Below are 23473 nucleotides of genomic sequence, written 5' to 3'. Positions count from 1 at the left end.
ACCCCGGACACAGCGAGGAGCAGCCATGAAGCGAGTCGAGATCGTCTACGACGGTGAGGAGTACACGATCGGAGACCGGGACGTCGACGACGTGCAGGCTGAGATCCAGGCCGGGTTGACCGGTGCCGAGCCGGCCTGGCTCGTCGCCAACCGCGGTGAGGGCCGGATGCAGGAGGCCAGGCTCCTGATCACCGAAGGGGTCGGGATCTCGCTGGTCGGCATCGACGAACCGGATCAGACCGCGCCCTGACGGGGGCCGCGCGCGGCGGCGGCGGCGGCGGCCGCACGCTCGGAGAGCGCGGCGAACGCGGAGCGGAGCTCGGCCGGGTGCACCTCGGAGAGGGGTGCCGGGAATCGGCAGAACACTGCCGCGAGACCGTCCCACGACCACGACCCGAGACGGATGCGGCAGCGACCGTCGCCCAGATCCTCTCCGGTGCCGGCTTCCAGATAAGGCGTGATCGTTCCAAGCGCGACCCCGAGCACGGCCTCACCCGCACAGGGCCAGGCGGCGCTCCCGTCGTCCGACCCGCGGAAGCGGCCGATCAGGTACCGGGAGGGATCACCGCCTGGAACCCGGCGGACGTCGAACCGGCGCCCGGTGTGACTGCGCGGGGCGATGCGATCGACCCGGTAGGTCCGCCAGTCCTCGCGCTCGGGGGAGTAGCCGACGAGGTACCAGCGCCCTCCGCTCAGCAGCAGGTGGTGCGGCTCGACGACCCGGACCGGTGCGGTGCCGCCGTGGTCGCTCTGGTCGCCCGTCGAGCCGCTCTCCGCGGGGGCGGTGTAGTCGAAGCGCAGTTGCTCACGGGCGTGGATGGCCTCGCCGATCCGGGCCAGCACCGCGGGGTCGGCCTGCGCGACCGGGCCGACCGCCGCTGCCGCCACTGCCGAGGTCGCCTGCGCCAGCCCCTCCACCCGGGGCGCCAGGCGCGACGGCAGCAGGCGCGTGACCGTTGTCAGCGCCCGCTCCGCCGCATCCTCGAGCCCGGCCCCGAGCGCGCCGGCCGAGCGCAGCGCGAGGGTCAGCGCGATCACCTGCTCGTCGTCGAAGAGCAGCGGCGGCACGGTCGAGCCCGCGCCCAGCCGGTACCCGCCGTCCGGGCCGCGGGTCGCGTCGATCGTGTAGTCCAGCTCCCGGAGCCGCTCGATGTCGCGCCGCACCGTGCGCTCGCTCACCTCGAGCCGCTCGGCCAGCACGGGAGCGGGCCAGTCGCGCCGCGACTGCAGCAGCGAGAGCAGTGCGAGCAGGCGGCGCGAGGTCGAGGGGGAGGAGGCGACGGGCATGGTCCGATCCTCGCAGAGAATCCGGACGTTCCCTGTCCGCATTCGCTGCAAGAGTCGGACCACCCCCGAGGCGAGACGCGTCTCGGGAGAAGAAGGAGACACCATGTCCGCCACCCCCGTCCCCCATCTCAACTTCCATGGCGAGGCCCGCGCGGCCCTCACGTTCTACGCGGAGGCCTTCGGCGGCCAGGCCGTCGTCCGCACCTACGGCGACTTCGGGATGCCCGAGGGGCTCCCTGACACCGCCTCGGTCGTCTTCGGCCAGGTCGTCGCCCCCGACGGCTTCACCCTGATGGCGTACGACGTGCCGGGAACGGCGGGCACTCCGCGCCAGATCGGCTCGACCCGGAGGGAGAACGGCACGACCGTCACGGATCAGCCCTTCTTCCTCGCCCTCGGCGTTGCCGACCTCGCCGAGGCCGAGCGGTACTGGAACGCCCTGGCCGACGGCGCGACCGTCGTCGAGCCGCTCGCGGCCTCGGCCTGGTCGGCCGGCTTCGGGATGCTGACCGACCGCTTCGGGGTGACCTGGACCATCTCGGTCGCCGACGCGGCCTGACGGACGTGCGGGCGGGCGGAGGACCCGCATCCTCACACCCGCCCGCACCACTCGCCCGCAACGCACCCCCCGCACCCTGACCAGCACCCCCCAACCCGTTGCGCGCGGGGTGCAGTCCGGGCAAGGTCGAGAGTCCACCCTGAAAGGACTCCCATGACCTCCATCCACACCTCCCGGCGCTCCGGCGCCGGTCGCACGGGCGGCTCCGCCCGATGAGCGCGTCGAGGGGAGTGGCCGTCGTCACCGGCGGTACCGCGGGGCTCGGCCGGGCGATCGCCCGGGCGCTGGCGGGGCGGGGCTGGGATGTCGCGGTCCTCGCACGCGGGGAGGACGGCCTCGAGGCCGTCGTCGCCGAGATCGAGGGCTACCGTCGCCGTGGGCTCGGCATCTCGACCGACGTCGCCGACCGCGACGCCGTCGAGGAGGCCGCGACCCGGATCGAGAACGAGCTCGGCCCGATCGACCTCTGGGTCAACGACGCCATGGTCGGCGCGTTCGCCGAGTTCCTCGAGACCGATCCGCACGACTTCGAGCGCGCGACCGCCGTCAACTACTTCGGGTTCGTGAACGGCACCCGCGCCGCCCTGTCCCGCATGGTGCCCCGCGAGCGCGGGCACGTCATCCAGATCGGCTCGGCCCTGGCGCACCGCGGAATCCCGCTGCAGGCCGCGTACTGCGGCGCGAAGCACGCGGTGCAGGGCTTCACCGAGTCGGTCACGACCGAGCTCATCCACCGGAAGAGCCCGGTCCGCATCTCGACCGTCGACATGCCCGCCATGAACACGGTGCAGTTCAACTGGGTGAAGTCGGCGCTGCCGGATCACCCCCGGCCGATGGACGTGATCTTCGAGCCCGAGGTCGCCGCGCGGGTCGTCGCCTACGTGGCCGAGCATCCGCGCCGCCGCACCTGGGTCGGGCTCCCCACCGCGAAGACCGTGATCGGCAACCGCTTCGTCGCCGGCTTCCTCGACTGGTACCTCGCCCGCACCGGCTACGACGGACAGCAGGCGCCCGACAAGAGCGAGCCGATGCTGCCCGACAACCTCTACGAGCCGGTTCCCGGAGACCAGGGATCGCGCGGCATCTTTAGCGACTCGGCCAAGACGCACTCGCTGCAGGCCTGGTACCTGCGGCACCGCCGCCCGCTCAACGCGGCCGCGGCCGCGGGGGGTGCCGCGCTGATCGGCACCGCGGGCCTCCTGGTCAAGGGCCGGAAGGGGGCCTGAGCCGGTGCCCGGTCAGGCAGTGGACGTCGCGGTCGTCGGCGCGGGCCCGAACGGGCTCGCCGCCGCCGTGACGATGGCGCGCGCGGGGCTCTCCGTGCGCGTCTACGAGCGCAACTCCACGGTCGGCGGCGGCGCGCGGACCGCCGAGCTGACCCTGCCCGGGTTCCATCACGACATCTGCTCGGCCGTGCATCCGATGGCCCTCGCGTCCGGCTTCTTCCGCCGGTTCGGGCTGGCGGAGCGGATCGAGCTGGTCGTCCCGGAGATCTCCTACGGTCATCCGCTCGACGGCGGGCGCGCGGGCATCGCCTTCCGCGACCTCGAGCGCACGGCCGACCACCTCGGGATCGACGGGGGAGCGTGGCGGAGCCTGATGGGTCCGCTCGCCCGCCGGGCCGACCAGGTCGCGCAGTTCGCCGGCTCGCCGCTCCTGCGCATCCCCGCGCATCCGGTCACCACCGCCCGGTTCGGGCTGCGGTCGCTCGAGCAGGGTTCGCCGCTCTGGAACCTGCGGTTCCGCGACGAGGTGGCCCCGGCGATGCTCACCGGGGTCGCCGCCCACAGCATCCGCACGATGCCGAGCCCCTCGACCGCCGGCGCCGCACTGTCACTCGGCGCCTACGCGCACGGCCGCGGCTGGCCGGTGCCGATCGGCGGCAGCCAGGCCATCGTCGACGCCCTCGCCGCCGACCTGATCGCCCACGGCGGCGAGATCGAGACGGATGCGGAGATCACCGACCTCGAGCAGGTCCGGCCCGCCCGGGCGGTGCTGCTCGACGTCGCGCCGAAGAACCTCGTGCGCATCGCGGGCGACCGGCTGCCTGCCCGCTACCGGGCCGCGCTCGAGCGCTTCCGCTACGGAAACGCGGTCGCGAAGGTTGATTTCGCGCTCAGCGGGCCGGTGCCGTGGCAGAACGAGCTGCTCCGGAGCGCCGGCACCATCCATGTCGGGGGCACGCGCGCCGAGATCGCCGCGGCCGAGAAGGCGGTCGCCGAGGGCCGCCACTCGGATGCCCCGTACGTGCTGGTCTCTCAGCCCTCGATCGTCGACGGCAGCCGCGCTCCCGGGGGAGCGCAGGTGCTCTGGGCCTACACGCACGTGCCGCGGGACTCCGACCTCGACCAGACCGAGGCGATCACCCGGCAGCTCGAACGGTTCGCCCCCGGGTTCCGCGATCTCGTGCTCGCCTCGAGCTCGCGCACGGCGAAGGATCTCGAGAACTACGACCCCAACTACATCGGCGGCGACATCGCCGCGGGGGCCGCGAGCCTCTGGCAGCTCGCCGCGCGGCCGACGCTGTCGCTGAACCCGTGGGCCACACCGGCCGAAGGTGTCTACCTCTGCTCCTCCTCCACCCCGCCCGGCCCGGGCGTGCACGGGCTGGCCGGCTGGTACGCCGCCCGGCGCGCGCTCAAAGCCGTGTTCGGCATCGACAACCCGCCCGATCTGTCCCCGAGGTCGTGATCGATCGTGCCCCTGTCCCTCCTATCCGCCCTCTCCTAGATCGGATCCGCCGTGTCGACAAACGTCCGTGAGTTCAACTGCCCACCCGAGAAGGTCTTCGAGGTGCTGGCCGACGGCTGGCTGTTCCCGGCCTGGGTGGTCGGGGCGTCACGGATGCGCGCCGTCGACGACGACTGGCCCGCGGTCGGCAGCGAGCTGCACCATTCCTTCGGGGTCTGGCCCGCGCTGATCGACGACAGCACCACCGTGCTCGTCTGGGACCCGCCGCACCGGATGCTCATGCGCCCGGCGGGCTGGCCGATCGGTGAGGCCCAGGTCGACATCCGGGTGAAGCCCCGTGGCGACGGCTGCGTGGTGCGGATCGACGAGTACGCCGTGAAGGGCCCGGGCTCGTTCGTGCCGGAGCCGATCCTGGACATCCCGTTGCACGTGCGCAACGTCGAGACGCTCCGGCGCCTCTGCTACCTCTCCGAAGGGCACTAGCGGCAATCCCTAGGCGATAGGCGTCGAACAGGGTACCGTCAGAGGGTCGCAGCTGTCTCAGCTGGAGGGAAACGACGCAACGGGGCTCACCATCCGGTCGGATCGATCGGTCGCGCGCCCTCCTGCATTCCCTAGGAGACAGACACGCAATGAGAAAACTGCTCACTCGCTCACTCTCGGTTCTGGCGGTCGCGGCACTCGCATCCGCCGGCATCGCCTTCACCGCGGGGGCCGCACAGGCGCTGCCCGCCACGGTGACCTTCGGCACCCAGAACTGCGACATCCCGACCGGCGGCACGCTGGGGCTCGTCGTCGACGGCGCCGAACTGACCATCAGCAACGCCGACACCGTCGACACGGATCTGGACTACAGCATCGTGCTGAACTTCAGCACCACCTACGAGTCCGGCACGATCGAGGCGGGCGACAGCCTGCGCCGGGTCATCCCGCTGCCGGAGAACTCGGACACCACCATCCAGGTCTTCGACACCTCGACCGGGGGAGGCCTGATCGGCGGCTCGCTGCAGAGCGTCGACTGCGTGCCGAACTTCAGCCCGGCCGCGGTCGCGACGATCGCGGACGCGAGCTGTGTCTTCCCGACCGGTGGGATCATCCCGCCCAGCCCCGGCTTCTCGTTCACCCTGGACAACTCCAAGGGCACGGGCCCTGCCGACTACGAGTTCATCGCGGGCGACACCTCGGTCGAGAGCGGTGTCGTCGCCGCCGGCGACACCCGCGTCAGGGCCTGGTCGCTGGACGAGGACACGCCGTTGGTGGCCACGATCCGCTCGGTGGACGCCGCCGGTGACCCGGTGACGCTGGCCTCGAAGACCGAGGTCGTCAACTGCCTCGCCGACACCCCGGTCATCACCACGCCGACCGAGAGCCAGTCGGTTCTCAGCCCCGTGACGATCTCGGGCACGGCGACCGCGGGCGACACCGTGACCATCGCCGTCGGTGACGCCGACGCGCTCGCCGCGGGCGAAGCCACCGGCGACGCGGCCCGTCTGCAGGCCGAGGCCGTTCCGTCCACCCCCGTCGTCGTGGCCGACGGCGTCGTCGCCTACCAGGTGGTCGCCGGAGCCGACGGCACCTTCTCGGTGCTGGCCGCTCTGGAGCCGGGCCTGCACGGTGCGGTCGCGGTGGCCTCGCGCGAGGCGAGTGCGGGCGGCGCCGTTCCGGCGAGCGTCTCTGACCCGAGCACGCTCGTGACCTTCACGGTCGCGCAGCCCGCCGTGGTTCCGCCGGTGACCCCGCCCGTCACGACCCCGCCGGTGACGGCTCCGACCGGGACCAACCCGGTCGTGGTCGTTCCGGCCGGCAACGCCTCGTCGGGCACGGGAGCACTCGCCCAGACCGGCGCCGCGCCCCTCGTGGCCGGTGTGTCGGGCCTCGTGCTGCTGCTGGCCGGTGGGCTCGCGCTGCTGGTCATCCGCCGCCGCCGGCTGAGCTGATCGGCTGAGCCGATCGGTTGAGCTGCGGGGTACTTCTCGCAGGGACCAAACCGGATGCGCCGTCCGCCCCGAACAGAGGGTGTACGGCGCATCCGTCCGCGGTGACGCGAGCGGGGGCGACGTGCGGGAGGGCAGGTGCGCCCCGGTCGACATCCCTCACCGTGGCGTATCTGCTCGTCCCCTCGACACAGGGACGAGCCGGACCGGAAGGCGTGGGGCCTGCCGGTCCGGCTCGGTCTGATCGTACGCGTCGAACGGCTCCGGTTCTACGGTTCGCGTCGATGCATTCGCATAATTCCGTAGCGAGTCGGTGCTGTCGAGTCGCGGCTGTCGGGTCGGTGCTCCCGAGTCGGTGCTGATGAATCGCTGCTGTCAGCTCAGTGCCGAGAGCGCTTCGCGATGTCCTCGCGAATGGCCTCCTCGTCGACGTCGATCTCGCCGACGTCGTCCGGGCCACCCTCACCGGGCAGGCTGGTCACCTTCGAGGCGTCGATCTCGGGGTCGTCGAGGTGGGTGGAACTGCGCGGGTCGTCCTGCGCCTCCTCGGTCTCCCGCCCGCTGCCGGGGCTGTAGGAGACGTCTTTCCGCACGGTTTCGTCGTCGTTTCCGCTTTGAATGGCCATGGGCCCGACGCTACGACGTAACCGCGATCGCGCAACCCCTCGGGGCCCGGTGCCCGGCGAAGGCTCAGGCCAGGATGCCGCGGAGGGTGTCGGCGTTCCGCACCGCGTGACCCGCCCCGTCGTTGTTGAAGTAGACGTAGACCTCCCGGCCCTGGCCCTCCCACTCCCGGATGCGGTCGGCCCACCAGCGCAGGTCGTCGTCGCTGTACGAGCCCGCGTACAGGTGCTGGTGGTCCGGGCCGTGCATCCTGAGGTACACGAAGCCGGTGGCGGCACGGAGCACGCACGGCAGGCCGGCGCCGCTCATCACGCAGTAGGCCGCTCGGTGGCGCTCGAGGATCTCGAACACGCGGTCATCGAGCCAGCTGTCGTGGCGGAATTCGACGGTGACCCGGATGTCGGCGGGAACGCGGGCGAGGAAGTCCTCGAGCCGGGCGTCGTCCTGCTCGTCACGCCGCTGGTCGTCCGGGCGCAGCTGCACGAGCAGCACCGCCCGGTTCTCGCCGAGCTCGCGCCAGGCCTCGGCGATCCGCTCGATCCAGACGTCCGGATCCCGCAGCCGCCGGGCGTGGGTGAGCCCGCGCGGCGCCTTCACCGACATCCGGAACCCGGCGGGCAGCCGCTCGTGCCAGGAGGCGAAGGCGGCGGCGCGCGGCCAGTGGTAGAAGCTGCCGTTGAGCTCGACCGTGTCGAAGTGGGCGGTGTAGACGTCCAGGCGCTTCGCGGAGCTCGTGCCGGGCGGGTAGAGCACCCCGTTCCAGTGGTCGTAGCTCCAGCCCGAGGTCCCGATCCACGCCATCCTCCGATCGTGTCCCGGGTGCCTCGGCCCCGCAACCGGTCAGACGGTGCGGCGGCGGCGCGCGATCACGAGGGTTGCGACTCCGGCGAGCAGAGCGAGCGCGCCGAGCGGTGCGGCCGGGCCCGTCGGTGCGGCGCCGGTGGCCGCCAGCGAGGCACGACCGGAGCCGGTGCCGGTGCCGTCACCGGCCGGAACGACCGCGGCCGCCGGGTTCACGAAGAAGTCCTGGCTCGTCCAGAGCACCTCGTAGCCGGTCCGGATGACCAGTTGCGAGTTGCCGTAGATCGTCGGCTCGATCGCGATGAAGCTCACCGAGAAGGTGCCGTCCGCACCCACGGTCGCGGGGAAGATCAGGAACGGCGCGGACTTGGTGCCGAGTTCGAGGGCCTCGATCGACATCCCGGGGAGGAACCCCGAGCAGGTCAGGGTCTGGGTGTCGCCGACGGAGAGCGTGGTCGCCGCCACCTGGCACGCGCCGGCCGCCTGCACCGTGTAGAGGTCGTGAGTCGTCATCGCCGAGCCGTCGACGGCATTGGTGCCGGCGGCGTCGACCGTGAACATCCCCCCGCCCATCTGGTTGACCCGAGAAGTGACGAGGGGGCCCGGGCTGTCGCAGACGAGGGCGCCGTCCTGGCCCACGTCGATGGGCGTCAGGCCCGCGCAGGCCTCGGGGGAGATGTAGTGGGTGCCGAGCGACTCGGTCGGGGTCGTCGCGTGCACGCCGATCTGGTACGAGGGGCGGTAGCCCACCGGCAGCGAGATCGTGCCGCCGCCGTCGACGACCGCGTTGGTGCCGTCGGGCAGCAGGAACGAGACCCACGACGACAGGCCGCTGTCGATGCCGACCACGGTGACCGCGGCGTCGATCGGCAGGGAGCCGGCCGAGGTGACCGCGGTGCCGGTGACCGAGCTCGGGGCCGACGAGCCCGTGGGCACCCAGATCGGGAACAGGGGGCAGTCGAGATCTGCACCCGGGGCGAGCACGGCGTCGCAGGTGCCGCCGTTCGCGACCTCGAGGTGCACCGTGATCGTCTCGGTCAGGCTGGCGTTCTGGGCGACCCACTTCGCGTTGTACGAACCCGCCAGCAGGTCGACGTCGGCGCCGTCGGGATAGCCCATCGAGTACCCGCCGTCGACCTCGGGGAAGAAGTGGATGTTCACCCCGGGGGTCGGCGCGGCGCTGGCCGGAGCGATCCCGGCGGCCACCCCTCCCGCGGTGAGCAGCAGCACGGCGGCAGCCGAGATCAGACGACGACGATTCATGGTTCTCCCCCAGGACGGACTATTCGTCCAGTGTAGGGGAGAGGTTCAGTCGCGGCGGTACGTACGGGGCGGGCGCTCGTCGCGGTCTTCGCGCGGGCGGGCGGAGCCGCCGCGGTCGGGGCGCAGCTCGATCAGCTTGCCGCTGATCCGCGTGTCCTTCAGCTTGTTCAGCGTCTCGCCCGAGAGGTTCGCGGGCAGCTCGACCAGCGAGAAGTCGGGGCGGATCTGGATGACCCCGAAGTCCTCGCGGCTGAGCCCGCCCTCGTTCGCGAGGGCGCCGACGATCTGGCGGGGCTCGACGCGCTGACGCTTGCCGACCGCGAGGCGGTAGGTGGTCATCGGGCCGCTGGACGGACGCGAGCGGCGCTCGGGCCGGTCACCGCGCTCGCCACGATCGCCGCGATCTCCGCGGTCGGGGCGGTCGCCGCGCTCAGGGCGGTCGCGCTCGAAGCGGGCCGCGCGCGACTCGGCCTCGGCCGAGAGCAGCAGCGGGGTGTCGCCCTGGGCGACGACCGCGAGGGCCGCGGCCACGTCGGCCTCGGGCACGTCGTGGTGCTCGACGAAGTGCCCGATGATGTCGCGGAACTGCTGGATCTGCTCGGGCTGGTTCAGCGCCTCGGTGATCGCGTCGTCGAAGCGGGTGAGTCGGGTGGCGTTGACGTCGTCGACGCTCGGCAGCCGCATCTCGGTGAGCGGCTGGCGGGTGGCCTTCTCGATCGCGGTGAGCATCCGTCGTTCACGGGGCGTCACGAAGCTGATCGCGTCGCCGGTGCGGCCGGCACGGCCGGTGCGGCCGATGCGGTGCACGTACGACTCGGTGTCGATCGGCAGGTCGAAGTTGACGACGTGGCTGATCCGCTCGACGTCGAGGCCGCGGGCGGCGACGTCGGTGGCGACCAGGATGTCGAGCTTGCCCGACTTCAGCTGGTTCACCGTGCGCTCGCGCTGCACCTGGGCGACGTCGCCGTTGATCGCGGCGGCCGCATAGCCGCGGGCACGCAGCTTCTCGGCGAGCGTCTCGGTCTCGTTCTTGGTGCGGGTGAAGACGATCATGCCCTCGAAGTTCTCGACCTCGAGGATGCGGGTGAGCGCGTCGACCTTCTGCGGGTACGACACGACGAGGTAGCGCTGGGTGATCGTCGCCGAGGTCGTGGTCTTGGTCTTGACCGTGATCTCTTCGGGGTCGTTCAGGTACTTCTGCGAGATGCGGCGGATCTGCGCCGGCATCGTCGCCGAGAACAGCGCGACCTGCTTCTCCTTGGGGGTGTCGGCGAGGATCGTCTCGACGTCCTCCGCGAAGCCCATCTTGAGCATCTCGTCGGCCTCGTCGAGCACCAGGTACTTCAGCTGGGTCAGGTCGAGCGTGCCCTTGTCGAGGTGGTCCATGATGCGGCCCGGCGTGCCGACGACGATGTGCACGCCGCGACGGAGCGCCGACAGCTGCACGCCGTAGCCCTGGCCGCCGTAGACGGGCAGCACGTGGACGCCCTTGAGGTGCGAGGCGTACTTCTCGAACGCCTCGCAGACCTGGAGCGCGAGCTCACGGGTCGGGGCGAGCACGAGGGCCTGCGGGGTCTTCTGGGCGAGGTCGAGGCGATCGAGGATCGGCAGCGCGAAGGCCGCGGTCTTGCCGGTTCCGGTCTGGGCGGTGCCGAGCACGTCGCGGCCCTCGAGGAGCGGCGGGATGGTGGCGGCCTGGATGGCCGAAGGGGTCTCGTAGCCGACGTCTTTCAGGGCCTTGAGCACGCGCTCACCGAGGCCGAGGTCGGCGAAGGTGAGGGTCGGTGCGGACTCCGGCTCGCTCGTGGCGGCGGTGTCGGTGGAGGGGGTGGTGGTGGAGTCCATGCGTCAACGGTACTGCCTCGGGCTGCGGAGTCCGCCTACGAGCAGGCGTACAGGTCCCTGATGTTCGAACTGAGGGTCGTCTCTCCTCCCAGCAGCACCACTTTCGTGGCGTGGAGGGAGGCGATATCGGCGAGGACGTCCTGAGGTACGCAGTAGAAGTCCACGAGATAGAGGGGGGCATGGTCGGCACCTGCGTGCACCCCTCCGGTGAGCCCATCGGGGAAGTTCACCCCTGTCGCGAGGTAGACGGTGTCCGACGTCGAGAAGGTCGCTCGGTTGAGGACGACCGTCCCCGTGTACCTGTCGGGCCCGGCCAGCCGGGTCACGGCCACACCCGCTCCGAGAGACGATGCCACCCCCTCGCTGACGGATGCGGGACCACCGACCACGGTCACGGCCGTCGTCTTCTCGGCGGCCAGTGCAGCTCGGGTCGCGTCGTCAGCCGAGCCGGCCGAACCGTCGGCGAGCAGCACGGGCGCGCCCATCGACGCGGCAGCCGCTCCTGCCGACAGCGCATCCGCATAGTTCTGGCCGGTGACGAGATACACCGACGGAGCACCCGACGGGAAGGCCCGCGCGACGAGATTGCGGGAGACCTCGTATCGATCGGCTCCGCCTACTCGTGTCGTCGGAGCAAGCGTTCCGAGATCCGCGACCACCGAATCCGCGACGGTGGCGGGCCCGCCCGCGACGACGATCGAGGCAGGGTGGAGCCGGGTGATCTCCGCCCGCACGGAATCCGGCAGGTGGTCGGAGAAGGTCAGGAGTAGCGCGCCGCCTTCCTTCGCCGCGGCGGGTCCCGCAGCGAGGGCGTCGGGGAAGGTCACTCCGGAGGCGACGTACACCACGGGTGCCCCCGTGACCGCGTCAGGGAACTGCTTCTGCGAGTTCGCGACCGCCATCTCGTACCGGTCGGCCCCGCCGATCCGGGATGTGGTGACACCCGGGATGGTCACGATGTTCGAGGCTGCTCCGGTTCGTCCGTCCACGTAGCCCGCTGCCGACGCGGTTTCGACGAACTGGAGGACCTCGCCGACATCCGCGACGGTCGGTGAGTAGGAGCGGACCCCGTTCGGAGTGAGCTGGGTGCCGTTCCGGTACCAGGCAGCCGTCACAGTGCTGGGCGCGGGGTTCCAGGTGATCGTCGAGGCGGTGAGGGTGCCGCCGACGACACTGTCGCCGGTGACGCGGATCTGAGCACTGGGTTGGACCGCGGACACGTGGAGGTCCGCGCAACCCAGGACGGCCGGCCCCGCACCGGTTGACGGTCCCCAGGGAGAGACCACGGCACAGGCCCGATAGTCGCCTACTTCACCGATGGGGATGAGTTGGTCGAAACCGCCCAGGCCCTTCAGTCCCGGGTGTGCGGCCCGGATGTCCGGTCGGTCCAGGCTGCTCAGACCTGAGACCGAGAAGGCCGAGCCCGTGGTCGGTCCACTCCCTCCGGTCTTCAATACGTTGTAGGTCACTGTCGAGGGATGTCCACCTGGCGGGAGCCAGGAGTCCGAGGTCCAGCCCTTCAGCCTCAGAGCGAGCCCAGCCCCCGACGAGTCGATGGCGAAGGACTCCAGCTGGCCGGTGAGGTTCTCGGCCGGGACGGTGGCGAAGGTACAGCCGACGGATTCGGACCAAGCGAAGGCGCAGATCGAGTAGAGGCCGGCCGGCGGGAAGCCCAGGGAGATGCGGAAGCCGTGGTTCGGGCCGGCCCCGGGGACCGCGGCAGCGACGTCCGGGCGGTCGAAGCCCGCATTGCCCTGACCGAGCTCACCCGAGTGGCCGTCGGGGTATTGACCCTTGATGGACATGTAGACCGGCGACGCCGGGGAGAGGGTGTTGACCGCCCAGCCCACCGCGATGAAGCCCTCGCCGGGCACGAAGTTCACGTAGTCGAGCGACCCGATCATCTGGTGCGTCATGATCGGATCGGCGTGTGCCGCCTCCGCCGGAGCGGCGAGCGGGGCCGCCAGGGCCAGGGCCGACGTGAGTGCGAGCATGGTGACGGCAGCGAGCAGCCTGCGCATGAATCCCCCAAGATCCGGTCGCGGCTGAGTTACGTCATCAGCTGTCGACTATGCACATTATGCACGACCACGGGGTCAGATCAGGACGCCGTGGCTCCCGTTCGCGAGCGAGTCGGAGCGGATGACCGAGGACCAGTGGTTGCCCGCCTGGGTCCAGTCCGCCAACGGTGCCGCGGAGAGCGATCGCGAGGCCAGGACGTGCTCGACCAGACGGTGCACGGAGTCGAAGTCGCCGTCGACGTGCAGCGGGACGACGAGGAGCCGCTCACCTGTGAAGCGATGGACCCGCAGGAACCACTCGCGCCCCTCCCGGGACACCACGGCGACCTCCGCGAGAGCCGGGTCGAACGACGGAGTCGACGCGCGATACATCCGATTCCCCCTCTCGCCGTGACGCCCGCACATCCGGTAGTCCGGCGAGTCGATAGTGCGTCAACTAGTTAGAGACACTAGCGACGAGTCACGCGAGTGAAAAGGGGTGCGGTGGGCCGAAATCGGATTCCCGATCAGAAATCGTCGATGTGCAGGTGGTTGCAGGTGTCTTCGAAGTCGACGAAGTTGATGAACGAGGGCTCGTTGCCGGCGGCGCGACGACACTGCGACTGGCCGACCCGCGATCCGTTCGGCATCATCGGGTCGAGCACCGAGATCAGGTCGAGCGAGGCGCCGTTGGCGCCCGTCGTGCGCACCCCGCCGACCGAGGTGAAGTCCACCGCGTGGCCCCCGCCCTGCCGGTAGTGCGCCGAGGCCGTGCCCGCGCCCTCGATCTGGCCCGTGCAGCGGCGGCTGATGTCGCTGACCCCGGCGCTGCCGAAGGCGCGCACGGCGGCGACCATGGCCTGCAGGATCACGGTGTCGATGCCGCAGTTCGCGACCTCCTTGCCCTGCGCGATCCAGGCGATCTCGAAGATGTGGTCCGGGCTCGAGCCGTGGAACTGGCCCGAGGCGACGTAACCCATCAGCTCCTCCGCGAGGGCCTGCTTGTCGGAGGAGACCGGGCCGACGACCTGACCACCTCCCCCGGCGGCGGCTGCGGCCTCGGCGGCGGCGGCCGCAGCGGCTGCGGCAGCAGCAGCGGCAGCGGCAGCGGCTGCCGCGACGCCCGCCTGGTACTGCTCCTCGGTCGTGGCGAGGTTCTGCTGCAGGCTCGTGAGCTGGGCCTGCAACTCGGCCTGGTGCGCACTCTGCTCCTGCAGCGCGGCGATCATGGCCTGCTGCGCCGCCGCGGCCTGCTCGAGGGCGGCCTGGGCGGCGTCGGCGAGTCCGGAGAGCTCCTGCTTCGCGACATCCGCCTGCTCGGCGAGCGACTTGGCCGAGTTGCTGTCCTGGTCGGCCTTGGCGTAGACCCCGTTGACCGCCTGGGTCAGCTGGCCGGCCGAGCTGAGCTGGGCGAGCAGGTCGTCGGCCCTGTCGGACGAGCTGGTGAGCAGCAGCGAGGTGAGGTCCTGGCCGCCACTGCGGGCGAACTGCGCGGCGACGAGGGCTGCGCGCTTCTTCGACGTCTCCGCCTCGGTCGCGGCGTTCGCAGCCTGCGTGGCGAGGGTGTCGGCCTTCTGCTGGCCGGCCGCGAGGGCGGCTTCGGCCGCGTCGTTCTCGTCCGAGCGTTGCGCGACCAGGGCCTGCGCCTCGTCGGCCTTGACCTGGAGGTCGGAGATCAGGTTCTGGATCTTCGCCACCTCGTCCTGCTTCGCCGACTCGCTCGAGCGGGCGGCGAGCACGTCGTCCCAGCTGGGGTAGTCGGCCGCGTGGGCGGCGGGCGCGCCGAGCACGGTCGCGCCGACGGTGAGGGAGACGACCAGCAGCGTGCTCGAGGCGGCGCGGAGGCGCGCCGGAAGGCGGCGGGCGGCCCGGCGGGCGCTCCTGCGGGCCTTCTCGAGCGCGGTGGCGGTAGGGGCGCGGAACGGACGGTTCATGGATCCTCGTGCTTCGGATCGCGCCGGGGCGGCGCGAGTCCCGCACCGAATCTAACCGCGCCCCGCCGCCGGTCCCGGAGGACGCGGCGGTGATTCGCGATTGCCCCGCTGCTGTTAGGGTCGGCGCATGACGACGAGGGCTGAGCAGCCGAGCCCGGGGCGCTCCGGCCCGTCGGCCACCGTCGAGGTCGACCCGCGACGCGTCGGGCCCGTGCGCATCCGCTACAACCCGGTCACCGACGGCTCCGCCGATCCCGGCGAGATCGTCTGGACCTGGGTGCCGTACCAGGAGGCCGACGGCCGCGGCAAGGACAGGCCCGTGCTCGTCGTCGCCCGGGAGACCGGCACCGGGGGCGCCCGCGGCACCCGTGGCCGAGCCGGGGCCGGCACCGTGCTCGCGGTCGCGCTCACCTCGAAGCCGCACGACGACGTCTACGACGTGGGCATCGGCAGCGGGCGATGGGATGCGGCGGGCCGCCCGAGCTGGGTGCGCCTCGAGCGCGTCTTCCGCGTGCATCCGGAGGGGATGCGCCGCGAGGCCGTCGCTCTCGACGCGCGCCGCTTCCAGGCCGTGGCCGACCGGCTGGTCGAGCGGTTCGGGTGGAAGGCGGATGCGGTGGGTCGCGTGCCGGCACCGGCCCGGGGTGCGGCCGTGGGCCGGTCGGCTCGCCTGGAGCGGTCGGATCGCACGGGTCGTCGCGACACGGCTGGTGCGGCGCGCACGGGTTCGATGCTGGGGCGGGCGCTCCGGCGGCTGTTCGGCCGCGGCTAGAGCGGCCGCAGCAGCTGTCGGGCCGGGCAGCCGACTGACGGGCCGGGCCGCCCTGCTGACGGCCCGGGCCAGGCTAAAGCGCTTCGAGAGGGTTGCTCGCCATCCGACCGGCGATACCGCTCGTGACGGCGGCGGCGGCCGTCGAGTCGGGCTTGCGCTCGGCCTGCTCCCGGAGGCACCCGATGAACTCCGCCGCCAGGTCGCCGCGGGGGTAGCGCGCCACGACCTCGCGGCGGAGCTCCTCGGGCCACCACTCGGCATCGCGCCCGGAGATGTCGAGCCCGGTGGCGACCGAGAGCAGGTAGCCCTCCGGATCCACCGCCGGGTCTGGCACCTCGCCCATGTGGTGCACGATGATCTCGCCGGCCCGGTCGCCGCGCTCGGCCGGCCAGCCCGCTCCCGCGGCGAACACCCGCGCGACGTGGCCGCCGGCGTGCTCGAAGGGGAGCGTCACGTTGTCGAACTCCGGGGTGAGCCCGATGTCGTGCAGAAGGGCGGCGACGAAGAGCAGCTCGTCGTCGACCGCGTATCCCCGCAGGCGCCCGAGCTCGGCGGCCCACCGGTACGAGCGGATGCAGTGGTCGCGCATCGCGGGCGAGTGGTAGCGGGCGGCCACCTCGAGGGCGGCTCGGGCGGCGGGGGTGGTGGGCAGTGCGGGATCGGTGCTCATCCGCCCATCATCGCGGTCGGTGCGCGGCTCGAGGCGGCCCGCCCGGGGATGCGTCGGTTTCTCGTCGCGGAATGGCCGGAACCCGACGTGCCCGGGGCTGCCACGCAGGGCGGCCCCGGCCCGACGCCTCCGCTCAGCGCCCCGGATACTCGGGCGTCGGGTTGTTGGCGCGCAGCACCTCGAGGCGGGCCCGGTACTCCACCTCGTCGATGTCGCCCTGGGCGAAGCGCTCGGCGAGGGTGGCTTCGGCGCGGCGACCGCCCTGGTCGCCCCCCATCCGGTGCGCCCAGGCCGCGCGGCGCCAGCGGCGGCCCACGGTGGCGAACAGGATGGCGAACAGCGCGATCCAGAACAGCGGGATCAGCAGGAACAGCCAGCCGAAGCCCGGCCCGCCGCCCCAGCCTCCCGGGTGGGCGACGACGGTGGTGGCGGCGGTGCCGGCGGCACTGGTGGCGGCGGTGCTGATGGCGGTGACGGCGGTTGCGAACACGATCTGTCCTTCTCTCTCGGGCTCCGGCGGAACCACTGCAGCAAGCCTCGCGATCGGCGGCCCCGGGCGAATCCGCCGGCAGGCGGCATCCGCTCTACACCCGGGGGAGCAGGAGGGGGTGCTAGCGGCCGGGCGCGACGAGACCGGTGCGGTACGCCGTGATCACGAGCTGCACCCGGTCGCGGGCGCCGAGCTTCGTCATGATGCGCGACACGTGCGTCTTCGAGGTCAGCGGGCTGAGGAACAGCCGGGTCGCGATCTCGTCGTTCGTGAGCCCGGCGCCGACGAGGGCCAACACCTCGCGCTCGCGGACGGTGAGCACGTCGAGCGCCCGGGTGTCCGGGGCGTCGGTGAGGTCGTTCGAGACGCGTTCGAGCAGCCGCCGGGTCACCCCGGGGCTCAGCAGGGCGTCGCCCCCGGCGACCACGCGGACGGCCCGGATCAGTTCGACGGGCTCGGTGTCCTTCACCAGGAAGCCCGAGGCCCCGGCCCGGATCGCCCGGCCCACGTACTCGTCGAGCTCGAAGGTCGTGACGATCACGATGCGGGTGGCGGCCAGGCCCGGGTCGGCGGTGATCTGCTCGGTGGCCCAGAGGCCGTCGCCGTCCGGCATCCGGATGTCCATCAGGATCACGTCGGGATGTTCGGCCCGTACGAGCGCGACCGCTTCGGCGCCGGTGCCGGCCTCGCCAATCACCTCGATGCCCTGCTCTGCCGAGAGCAGGGCACGGAAGCCGCCCCGGATGAGCTGCTGGTCGTCGGCGATCGCGACGCGGATCACGGGGTCTCCCTCCGGCCGGTTCCCGGCTCGTGCGGCTCGTGCGGCGCCTCAGGTGGCTGCGGCTCCTGCGATTCCTGAAGCGGGTGCGGAACCTGCTGCTCGGCTCGGGCTGGCACGGGGATGGCGGCGCGCACGCGGAAGCCGCCGCCGGCGACCGGCCCGGCCTCGAGTCGTCCGCCGAGCAGCTCGGCGCGCTCGCGCATTCCGAGCAGACCGCGGCCCTCGTGCCCGCCGGACCCGTCGCGGGCGGCCGGCGGCGCTCCCCGGCCGTCATCCGTGACCGCGGCGGTGACCGCATCCGTTCCCTGCTCCAGGACGACCTCGACCGAGTGCGCACCGGAGTGCCGCAGCACGTTGGTCAGCGACTCCTGCACGATCCTGTACAGCGCGAGCTGCACCGGCCGGGGTGTCTGCGCGGCGTCGATCGTGTCGACGAGCGCGACCTCCAGGCCCTGGGCCCGAACCGTGTCGACGAGGGCCGGGAGGCGCGAGAGGTCGGGCTCGGGCACGAGCGGGGCTTCGTCGTCGCCGCCCGGCCCGCCGTCTGCGCCTCCGCCCGCCCTGCCGTCCATCCCGGGCCCCGAGCGCAGGATGCCGAGTACCGAGCGCACCTCGTCGAGCGCCTGCTTCGAGCTCGACTTGATGTTGGCCAGCGCCGTCGCGGCGGCCTGGGGGTCGCTGTCGATCAGGTGCAGTCCCACACCGGCCTGCACGTTGATCTGGCTGAGCGAGTGGGCGAGCACGTCGTGCAGCTCGCGGGCGATGCGCACCCGCTCGGCCTGCGCCTCGCCGGCCCGGCGCAGGGCGATCCGGCGCCGGAGCTCGTCGTAGCGGCGACGGCGGGTGCGGATGCTCTCGCCGATCGCGAGCAGCAGCACGAGCGCGAGGGTCACGGCCACGATCGGGGCGGCCGGCCACGAGACGCCGAGCACGAGGCCGACGGTGATCGTGGCGATCCAGGCGGCGGCGAGCGAGATCCACGCCCAGACCCGCGCCCCGCGGACGACGGCGCCCACGACGGCGAAGGCCAGAGCGATGTACGGGGGAGCGGAGTCACCGGCGACGACGATGACGTAGGCGCCGGCGGCCGCCGAGGTCAGGGCGACAACGGGCCCGGGGAAGCGGCGTGCCCCGATCAACAGCAGCGGGCCGGCGAGGGCGAGGGCGATCCGGGCGACGTCGTCGGCGGGCTGCCCGGCGATCCAGCCGCCGAGATGGCGTGCGCGCCAGACGAACAGCGAGGCAGGCACCTGCACGACGAACGACACCAGCACCGGCAGCCACAGGGCGACCCACCCCGACACGCGGAACCGCGGCCCCGGCCCGCGGCTCTCGTCGTCGAGCGCGTCCCACGCGGCGGCCCCGAAGCCCCCGTGGCCGGGTGCGCCGCGCCCGCGCGCACCCCGACCCCGGTCACCGCCGTCGTCGGTGCCCGCCTGGGCAGCGCGGAAGCGGGACGACATGGCTCGATGCTAACCGTCCGCGGTCCGGCGGCGCGTGCCTCCACCGGGGCGAACCGGCGTACTCCCGGGGGAGTACGTGACCGGCCCTGCCCGGTGTGGTCAGCGCGCGGCGCCGCCCAGGCGCGCGCCGAGCTCGGCGGCCTCGGTGAGCGCCGCCTCGAGCTCGGCCTGTCCGCGCGGGATCTGCTCGGCGAGCGCCGGAACGTCCTCCGCGAGCGTGAGGCTCGTCTGCAGCACCGCCACGTCCATCCCGAGCGCGCTGCCCAGGATGAGCTTCAGCGGCGGGACCCCGTGATCCCAGCCCTCCGTCGGAGACCCCTCGTCGTACGACGCGCCCCGGCTCGAGGCGATCACCGCGGGGCGGCCCGCCATCGGCTGCGTGTCGACGTCGAAGGGAGCCGTCACCGCCGGCACATGGATGTAGTCGATCCACGCCTTGAGGCTCGAGGGCATCGAGTAGTTGTAGAGCGGCGCCCCCACGAGCACGACGTCGGCGGCGAGCAGCTCGGCGATGAGCGACGCCTGCAACGCCTCGGCGTCGGCCGGCGGATTCGCGTCGGCCGGCCGCAGGCGCGGCGGCCAGTGCAGAGCGGCGTCGGGGAGGTGGGGCAGCGGATCGCGGTGCAGGTCGCGGTGCGTCACCGAGTTGCCCGGATGCGCGGCGAGCCACGCCTCACTGAAGCGGCGCCCGATCGCCCGTGATCGGGACCGCACGGGATCGGCGGAGGAGTCCAGATGCAGCAAGTTGGCCATGCCGACACGCTACTCCCGCCTCCCGTGCCTACGATCGCCTCATGCACCGATTCGATGCCATCACCGCCGAGGCCCTGCGCTCCTCGGGCAGCATGAAGTGGACGACCTATCCGGATGCGATCGGCGCGTTCGTCGCCGAGAGCGACTTCGGTGTCGATCCCGAGATCGCCGTGGCCCTCCACGCGGCCGTCGACCGGGGGCTGGTGGGCTACCTGCCGCCGGCGGAGCGGACGGCGCTCGCCGAGGCCTGCGCCGACTTCCACCGCCTCCGCTTCGGCTGGGAGATCGATCCCGGCGACGTGCATCCGATCGGCGACGTCATCTCGGCCCTCGAGTTGACGCTCGCGCACTTCTCGGCTCCCGGCTCGAAGGTGGTCGTGCCGACCCCGGCGTACATGCCGTTCCTCGAGGTGCCGCTGCTCGCCGGCCGCGAGATCGTCGAGGTGCCTTTCGCGACCGAGGCCGACGGGCGCTCGGTCTTCGATCTCGAGGCCCTCGACGCGGCCTTCGCCGACGGCGGCGGGCTCCTCGTGCTCACCAACCCGCACAACCCGCTCGGCCGCGTCTTCACCCGGGAGGAGCTGTCGGCGGTCAGCGAGGTCGTCGAGCGGCACGGGGCTCGCGTGTTCGCCGACGAGATCCACGCGCCGATGGTGTACCCCGGCGCGGTGCACGTGCCCTACGCCTCGATCTCCGAGGTGACGGCGGGGCACACGGTCACCGCCACCTCGGCGTCGAAGGCCTGGAACCTCCCCGGCCTCAAGTGCGCTCAGCTGATCCTGAGCAACGCCGCCGACGTGAAGCGGTTCCGTCCGCTGAAGCAGGAGGCGACCATCGGCGCCGGCACGCTCGGGGTCGTGGCGAACGCGGTCGCCTACCGGCGGGGCGGGCCGTGGCTCGACGAGGTGGTCGAGTACCTCGACGGCAACCGCCGGCTGCTCGCCGAGCGTGTGCCCGAGCTGCTGCCCGGGGTCAGGATGAGGCAGCCCGAGGGCACGTACATCGCCTGGCTCGACTGCCGCGAGCTCGGGCTGGGTGAGCACCCGGCCCGGTTCTTCCGCAAGAACGCGGGCGTGGTGCTCACGAACGGGATCGACTGCGGCGAGGCGGGTGCGGGCTTCGCGCGGTTGATCTTCGCGACGCCGCGCCCGATCCTCGAGGAGATGCTGACCCGGATGGCGGCGGCCCTGGACGACCTCTCGGCCCGCTGAGGCGAGCGGGTCGGCCTAGCCCGTCCGCGTCCACCCGTCCGCGTCCACCCGTTCGCGTCGGTCCGTTCAGGTCAGGGGGCGAGCGCCCGCGCCGCGTCGAGACCCTGGCGGGTGGCCCGCACGGCGTCGACGTGCGTGGCGTCGAGTGCGCCGCCCACGACCTCGAAGCGGATGCCCGCGGCCGCCAGCCCCGCGCTCAGCGGATCGTGCGAGACCTGTCCCGCGCACACCACGACCACGTCCGCGGGGATCAGCTCGAGCCGGCCGCCGTCGGCCTCACCGCCGCCGACGATCCGCACCTCGACCCCCTCGGGCGTGATGCGCTCGTAGGCGAGGCCGGAGATCATCCGCACCCCCGCATCCTTCAGCTCGCCGAGCGCCACCCAGCGCGAGGTCAGCCCCATGCCGGCGCCGAACTTGCCGCTGCGGCGGAGGATCGTGACCTCGTGCCCCGGCCGCGGTTCGAACGAGACCGGATGCCCGGCCCCGGCCGCCGCCTGCGACGCCCGCACCCGGGTGCGCTGGGGCAGCGCGTCCGACTCGAGGAAGGTGCTCGGCCCGTCGAGCTCGAAGCGCCGCTCGAATTCGCGGGCACGGACCGCCGGATCGTGCGAGAGCACGAGGAACTTCGCCAGGTCGACCCCGATCCCGCCACCGCCGATGATCGCCACGCGTCCCTCCGGCACCCCGTCGAGCACGGCCCGCTCGTAGTCGAGCACGTGCGGCAGGTCGGCGCCGGGCAGGTCGACGGTGCGCGGTCGCACGCCGGTCGCGAGCACGACGCCGTCGAAGCCGGCCAGCTCGGCGACCTCGGGGGCGTGACCGAGCTCGATCCGGGCCCCGAGGGCGGCGAGCCGGGAGGCGTAGTGCGCGACGGTGAGCGCGTAGTCCTCCTTGGTCGGGATGCGCGCGGCGAGCGTGAACTGGCCGCCGAGCGTCGCCGAGGCCTCGAACAGCGTGACGGCGTGACCGCGCTCGGCGAGGTCGGTGGCCGCGATCAGCCCGGCCGGTCCGGCGCCGACCACGGCGTAGCGCGCGGGTGCGGGGGAGAGCGTGAGCGGATAGCGCGTCTCGTTGCCCGCGCGCGGGTTGACCAGGCACGACACGGGCTGCTTGACGAACGAGCGGTCCAGGCACGCCTGGTTGCAGGCGATGCAGGTGTTGACCGACTCGAGCCGTCCCTCGCGGGACCGGTTCACGATCGCGGCGTCGGCGAGGAAGGGCCGCGCGAGGGCGACGGCGGTGATCAGCCCGCCGGCGAGCACGTCCTCGGCGTCACGGAGGTCGGTGAGGCGGTTGCTCGCGATCACCGGCACGGCGGTCGGCGGGATCGAGCCGGGGTCGGCGTCCGCGTCGGCGTCGGCCGGCGCCGGTGACTCCGCCGTTCTCGGCGACCCGGTGTTCCTGATCGACCCGGCGTTCCCGATCGGCCCGGTGTTCCCGATCGACCTGGTGGTCCCGGTCGACCCGCCAGCCGACCCCGCGCGCCCCTCGGGCAGCATCACGGCCTCCGCGACCGCCTCGGCGTACCGCAGCCACACCCCGTGCGGCACCGCGGCCTGCACGGTCGGCACGGCCGACTCGTGCCAGCCGATGCCGACGTTCAGCGCGTCGGCACCCGCGAGCACCAGGGCGCGCGCGAGCTCGGCGGTCTCCGCGGGTGTCGTCGATCCGGGCACCAGGTCGGCACCCGACATCCGCACGATCACGGGCACGTCCCAGCCCGCGCCCGAGCGCACCGCGCGCACGACCTCGACCGCGAACCGGCGGCGGCGGGCGGCGTCTCCGCCCCAGCCGTCCTCGCGCCGGTTCGTGACGGGTGAGCAGAACTGGTTGATCAGGTAGCCCTCGCTGGCCATCACCTCGACCGCGTCGAAACCGAGCTCGACGGCCCGCTCCGCAGCGGCACCGAACTCGCCGATCACCCGGCGGATGCCCTCGTCGTCGAGCTCGACCGGGGTCTGCGCGCCCTTGCTGCGCCACGGGAGGGGAGAGGGCGCGACCGGATGCACGGGGCGGCCCGCCGCATCCGTCACCCCGTCGAGCAGGGCGTAGCGGCCGGCGTGGAACAGCTGGGCCGCGATGAACCCGCCCTCGGCGTGCACGGCGGCGACCGCCGCGGCGAACCGGGCGTCGCTCGCCGGGTCGCCGAGCACGCTGAAGTCGTCGGCGCCGGAACCTTCCGGGCTCACCGCGAGACCGCCGGTGATCACGAGGGCGGCGCCGCCGCGGATCCGTTCGGCGTAGTAGGCGCCGAGCGCGGCCCCGCCGTCGTCGAGCGTCTCGAGGCCGGTGTGCATGCTGCCCGTGATCACGCGGTGCGGCAGTTCGAGACCGCCGAGCCGCCAGGGCGTGAAGGTGCGGGCGAGCACCGGATCGGCCGTGCCCGGCACGG

General features: G+C 72.6%; 22 protein-coding genes. 8 read left to right on the top strand and 14 right to left on the bottom strand.

All coding sequences use genetic code 11. From position 1 onward, the window contains the following. The first annotated feature begins 25 nt into the window (after positions 1-25). Positions 26-250 (top strand): hypothetical protein, encoded by a 225-nt coding sequence (locus HSO01S_RS09590; protein ID WP_066040705.1) that lies wholly within the window; start codon positions 26-28, stop codon positions 248-250. On the opposite strand, the gene HSO01S_RS09585 is transcribed toward HSO01S_RS09590, so the two are convergent. Further along, positions 235-1287: a helix-turn-helix transcriptional regulator gene (locus tag HSO01S_RS09585; RefSeq protein WP_066040703.1), complete on the bottom strand. Its 1053-nt coding sequence runs from the start codon at positions 1285-1287 to the stop codon at positions 235-237. The two genes, HSO01S_RS09590 and HSO01S_RS09585, sit on opposite strands and share 16 nt — an antisense overlap. 103 nt (positions 1288-1390) lie before the next feature. Between HSO01S_RS09585 and HSO01S_RS09580 the strand changes: the two genes are divergently transcribed. From HSO01S_RS09580 to HSO01S_RS09560, 5 genes are all read left to right on the top strand, one after another. Continuing rightward, a complete protein-coding gene (locus tag HSO01S_RS09580; protein ID WP_066040701.1) occupies positions 1391-1846 on the top strand; it encodes a VOC family protein in 456 nt (151 codons plus the stop codon). 212 nt (positions 1847-2058) lie between these two features. Further along, positions 2059-3072 carry an SDR family oxidoreductase gene (locus HSO01S_RS09575; protein WP_066040699.1) on the top strand — a complete coding sequence of 338 codons (1014 nt, stop codon included), beginning with the start codon at positions 2059-2061 and terminating at the stop codon, positions 3070-3072. Positions 3073-3076: 4 nt separating this feature from the next. After that, entirely contained in the window at positions 3077-4537 is a 1461-nt protein-coding gene (locus HSO01S_RS09570; protein ID WP_157078985.1) for a phytoene desaturase family protein, read from the top strand. A 51-nt stretch (positions 4538-4588) separates the two neighbouring features. After that, a complete protein-coding gene (locus tag HSO01S_RS09565; protein ID WP_066040695.1) occupies positions 4589-5020 on the top strand; it encodes an SRPBCC family protein in 432 nt (143 codons plus the stop codon). Between the two features lie 149 nt (positions 5021-5169). Then, entirely contained in the window at positions 5170-6474 is a 1305-nt protein-coding gene (locus HSO01S_RS09560; protein ID WP_066040693.1) for a hypothetical protein, read from the top strand. 377 nt (positions 6475-6851) lie between these two features. Here HSO01S_RS09560 and HSO01S_RS09555 read toward each other — a convergent pair whose 3' ends face one another. The 7 genes from HSO01S_RS09555 to HSO01S_RS09525 all read right to left on the bottom strand — a co-directional run bounded on the left by HSO01S_RS09555 (position 6852) and on the right by HSO01S_RS09525 (position 14938). Next, the gene (locus HSO01S_RS09555; protein ID WP_157078984.1) at positions 6852-7097 is read right to left on the bottom strand and encodes a hypothetical protein; all 246 of its coding nucleotides are present in this window, start codon (positions 7095-7097) and stop codon (positions 6852-6854) included. A gap of 64 nt (positions 7098-7161) precedes the next feature. Further along, a complete protein-coding gene (locus HSO01S_RS09550) occupies positions 7162-7896 on the bottom strand; it encodes a DUF72 domain-containing protein (protein ID WP_066040690.1) in 735 nt (244 codons plus the stop codon). Between the two features lie 39 nt (positions 7897-7935). Next, positions 7936-9159: a hypothetical protein gene (locus HSO01S_RS09545; protein WP_066040688.1), complete on the bottom strand. Its 1224-nt coding sequence runs from the start codon at positions 9157-9159 to the stop codon at positions 7936-7938. A 45-nt stretch (positions 9160-9204) separates the two neighbouring features. Continuing rightward, positions 9205-11004: a DEAD/DEAH box helicase gene (locus tag HSO01S_RS09540; RefSeq protein ID WP_066040686.1), complete on the bottom strand. Its 1800-nt coding sequence runs from the start codon at positions 11002-11004 to the stop codon at positions 9205-9207. A 35-nt stretch (positions 11005-11039) separates the two neighbouring features. Continuing rightward, on the bottom strand, positions 11040-13025 hold the full coding sequence (locus tag HSO01S_RS09535; protein WP_066040684.1) for a cell wall-binding repeat-containing protein: 1986 nt from the start codon (positions 13023-13025) through the stop codon (positions 11040-11042). A 75-nt stretch (positions 13026-13100) separates the two neighbouring features. Next, a complete protein-coding gene (locus HSO01S_RS09530; protein WP_066040683.1) occupies positions 13101-13397 on the bottom strand; it encodes a hypothetical protein in 297 nt (98 codons plus the stop codon). A 134-nt stretch (positions 13398-13531) separates the two neighbouring features. Further along, a complete protein-coding gene (locus HSO01S_RS09525) occupies positions 13532-14938 on the bottom strand; it encodes a hypothetical protein (protein WP_066040680.1) in 1407 nt (468 codons plus the stop codon). Between the two features lie 127 nt (positions 14939-15065). Here HSO01S_RS09525 and HSO01S_RS09520 point away from each other — a divergent pair, with 127 nt between their 5' ends. After that, a complete protein-coding gene (locus tag HSO01S_RS09520) occupies positions 15066-15710 on the top strand; it encodes a type II toxin-antitoxin system PemK/MazF family toxin (protein ID WP_084361512.1) in 645 nt (214 codons plus the stop codon). 73 nt (positions 15711-15783) lie between these two features. Here the strand turns inward: HSO01S_RS09520 and HSO01S_RS09515 are convergent, their stop codons facing one another. The 5 genes from HSO01S_RS09515 to HSO01S_RS09495 all read right to left on the bottom strand — a co-directional run bounded on the left by HSO01S_RS09515 (position 15784) and on the right by HSO01S_RS09495 (position 19867). Beyond that, entirely contained in the window at positions 15784-16380 is a 597-nt protein-coding gene (locus HSO01S_RS09515; protein ID WP_066040679.1) for an HD domain-containing protein, read from the bottom strand. Positions 16381-16513: 133 nt separating this feature from the next. Beyond that, complete coding sequence (locus HSO01S_RS09510) at positions 16514-16870, bottom strand: SHOCT domain-containing protein (RefSeq protein WP_245635950.1); 357 nt, start codon at positions 16868-16870, stop codon at positions 16514-16516. A 121-nt stretch (positions 16871-16991) separates the two neighbouring features. Continuing rightward, positions 16992-17651, bottom strand: a complete 660-nt coding sequence (locus tag HSO01S_RS09505) for a response regulator transcription factor (protein ID WP_066040677.1) — start codon at positions 17649-17651, stop codon at positions 16992-16994. Next, positions 17648-19114 (bottom strand): sensor histidine kinase, encoded by a 1467-nt coding sequence (locus tag HSO01S_RS09500; RefSeq protein WP_084361511.1) that lies wholly within the window; start codon positions 19112-19114, stop codon positions 17648-17650. Before HSO01S_RS09500 ends, HSO01S_RS09505 begins: the two co-directional genes overlap by 4 nt. Before the next feature lie 99 nt (positions 19115-19213). Then, a complete protein-coding gene (locus HSO01S_RS09495; RefSeq protein WP_066040675.1) occupies positions 19214-19867 on the bottom strand; it encodes an FMN-dependent NADH-azoreductase in 654 nt (217 codons plus the stop codon). Positions 19868-19908: 41 nt separating this feature from the next. Between HSO01S_RS09495 and HSO01S_RS09490 the strand changes: the two genes are divergently transcribed. Beyond that, a complete protein-coding gene (locus HSO01S_RS09490) occupies positions 19909-21078 on the top strand; it encodes a MalY/PatB family protein (RefSeq protein ID WP_066040673.1) in 1170 nt (389 codons plus the stop codon). A 71-nt stretch (positions 21079-21149) separates the two neighbouring features. On the opposite strand, the gene HSO01S_RS09485 is transcribed toward HSO01S_RS09490, so the two are convergent. Beyond that, positions 21150-23471: an oxidoreductase gene (locus tag HSO01S_RS09485; protein WP_066040671.1), complete on the bottom strand. Its 2322-nt coding sequence runs from the start codon at positions 23469-23471 to the stop codon at positions 21150-21152. Between the last annotated feature and the right edge of the window lie 2 nt (positions 23472-23473).

Source organism: Herbiconiux solani NBRC 106740, assembly GCF_001571005.1.
Lineage (GTDB): Bacteria > Actinomycetota > Actinomycetes > Actinomycetales > Microbacteriaceae > Herbiconiux > Herbiconiux solani.
Note: the sequence above shows the minus strand (reverse complement) of the source record. Positions and strands in the feature narration are given on the sequence as shown.

What these genes read in the sequence shown, in the direction of transcription:
- HSO01S_RS09560 (WP_066040693.1), top strand. Translation starts at nt 5,170, where the DNA reads ATGAGAAAACTGCTCACTCGCTCACTCTCGGTTCTGGCGGTCGCGGCA.
- HSO01S_RS09545 (WP_066040688.1), bottom strand. Translation starts at nt 9,159, where the DNA reads ATGAATCGTCGTCGTCTGATCTCGGCTGCCGCCGTGCTGCTGCTCACC.
- HSO01S_RS09585 (WP_066040703.1), bottom strand. Translation starts at nt 1,287, where the DNA reads ATGCCCGTCGCCTCCTCCCCCTCGACCTCGCGCCGCCTGCTCGCACTG.
- HSO01S_RS09580 (WP_066040701.1), top strand. Translation starts at nt 1,391, where the DNA reads ATGTCCGCCACCCCCGTCCCCCATCTCAACTTCCATGGCGAGGCCCGC.
- HSO01S_RS09555 (WP_157078984.1), bottom strand. Translation starts at nt 7,097, where the DNA reads ATGGCCATTCAAAGCGGAAACGACGACGAAACCGTGCGGAAAGACGTC.
- HSO01S_RS09535 (WP_066040684.1), bottom strand. Translation starts at nt 13,025, where the DNA reads ATGCGCAGGCTGCTCGCTGCCGTCACCATGCTCGCACTCACGTCGGCC.
- HSO01S_RS09525 (WP_066040680.1), bottom strand. Translation starts at nt 14,938, where the DNA reads ATGAACCGTCCGTTCCGCGCCCCTACCGCCACCGCGCTCGAGAAGGCC.
- HSO01S_RS09520 (WP_084361512.1), top strand. Translation starts at nt 15,066, where the DNA reads ATGACGACGAGGGCTGAGCAGCCGAGCCCGGGGCGCTCCGGCCCGTCG.
- HSO01S_RS09530 (WP_066040683.1), bottom strand. Translation starts at nt 13,397, where the DNA reads ATGTATCGCGCGTCGACTCCGTCGTTCGACCCGGCTCTCGCGGAGGTC.
- HSO01S_RS09540 (WP_066040686.1), bottom strand. Translation starts at nt 11,004, where the DNA reads ATGGACTCCACCACCACCCCCTCCACCGACACCGCCGCCACGAGCGAG.
- HSO01S_RS09550 (WP_066040690.1), bottom strand. Translation starts at nt 7,896, where the DNA reads ATGGCGTGGATCGGGACCTCGGGCTGGAGCTACGACCACTGGAACGGG.
- HSO01S_RS09590 (WP_066040705.1), top strand. Translation starts at nt 26, where the DNA reads ATGAAGCGAGTCGAGATCGTCTACGACGGTGAGGAGTACACGATCGGA.
- HSO01S_RS09490 (WP_066040673.1), top strand. Translation starts at nt 19,909, where the DNA reads ATGCACCGATTCGATGCCATCACCGCCGAGGCCCTGCGCTCCTCGGGC.
- HSO01S_RS09495 (WP_066040675.1), bottom strand. Translation starts at nt 19,867, where the DNA reads ATGGCCAACTTGCTGCATCTGGACTCCTCCGCCGATCCCGTGCGGTCC.
- HSO01S_RS09575 (WP_066040699.1), top strand. Translation starts at nt 2,059, where the DNA reads ATGAGCGCGTCGAGGGGAGTGGCCGTCGTCACCGGCGGTACCGCGGGG.
- HSO01S_RS09500 (WP_084361511.1), bottom strand. Translation starts at nt 19,114, where the DNA reads ATGTCGTCCCGCTTCCGCGCTGCCCAGGCGGGCACCGACGACGGCGGT.
- HSO01S_RS09515 (WP_066040679.1), bottom strand. Translation starts at nt 16,380, where the DNA reads ATGAGCACCGATCCCGCACTGCCCACCACCCCCGCCGCCCGAGCCGCC.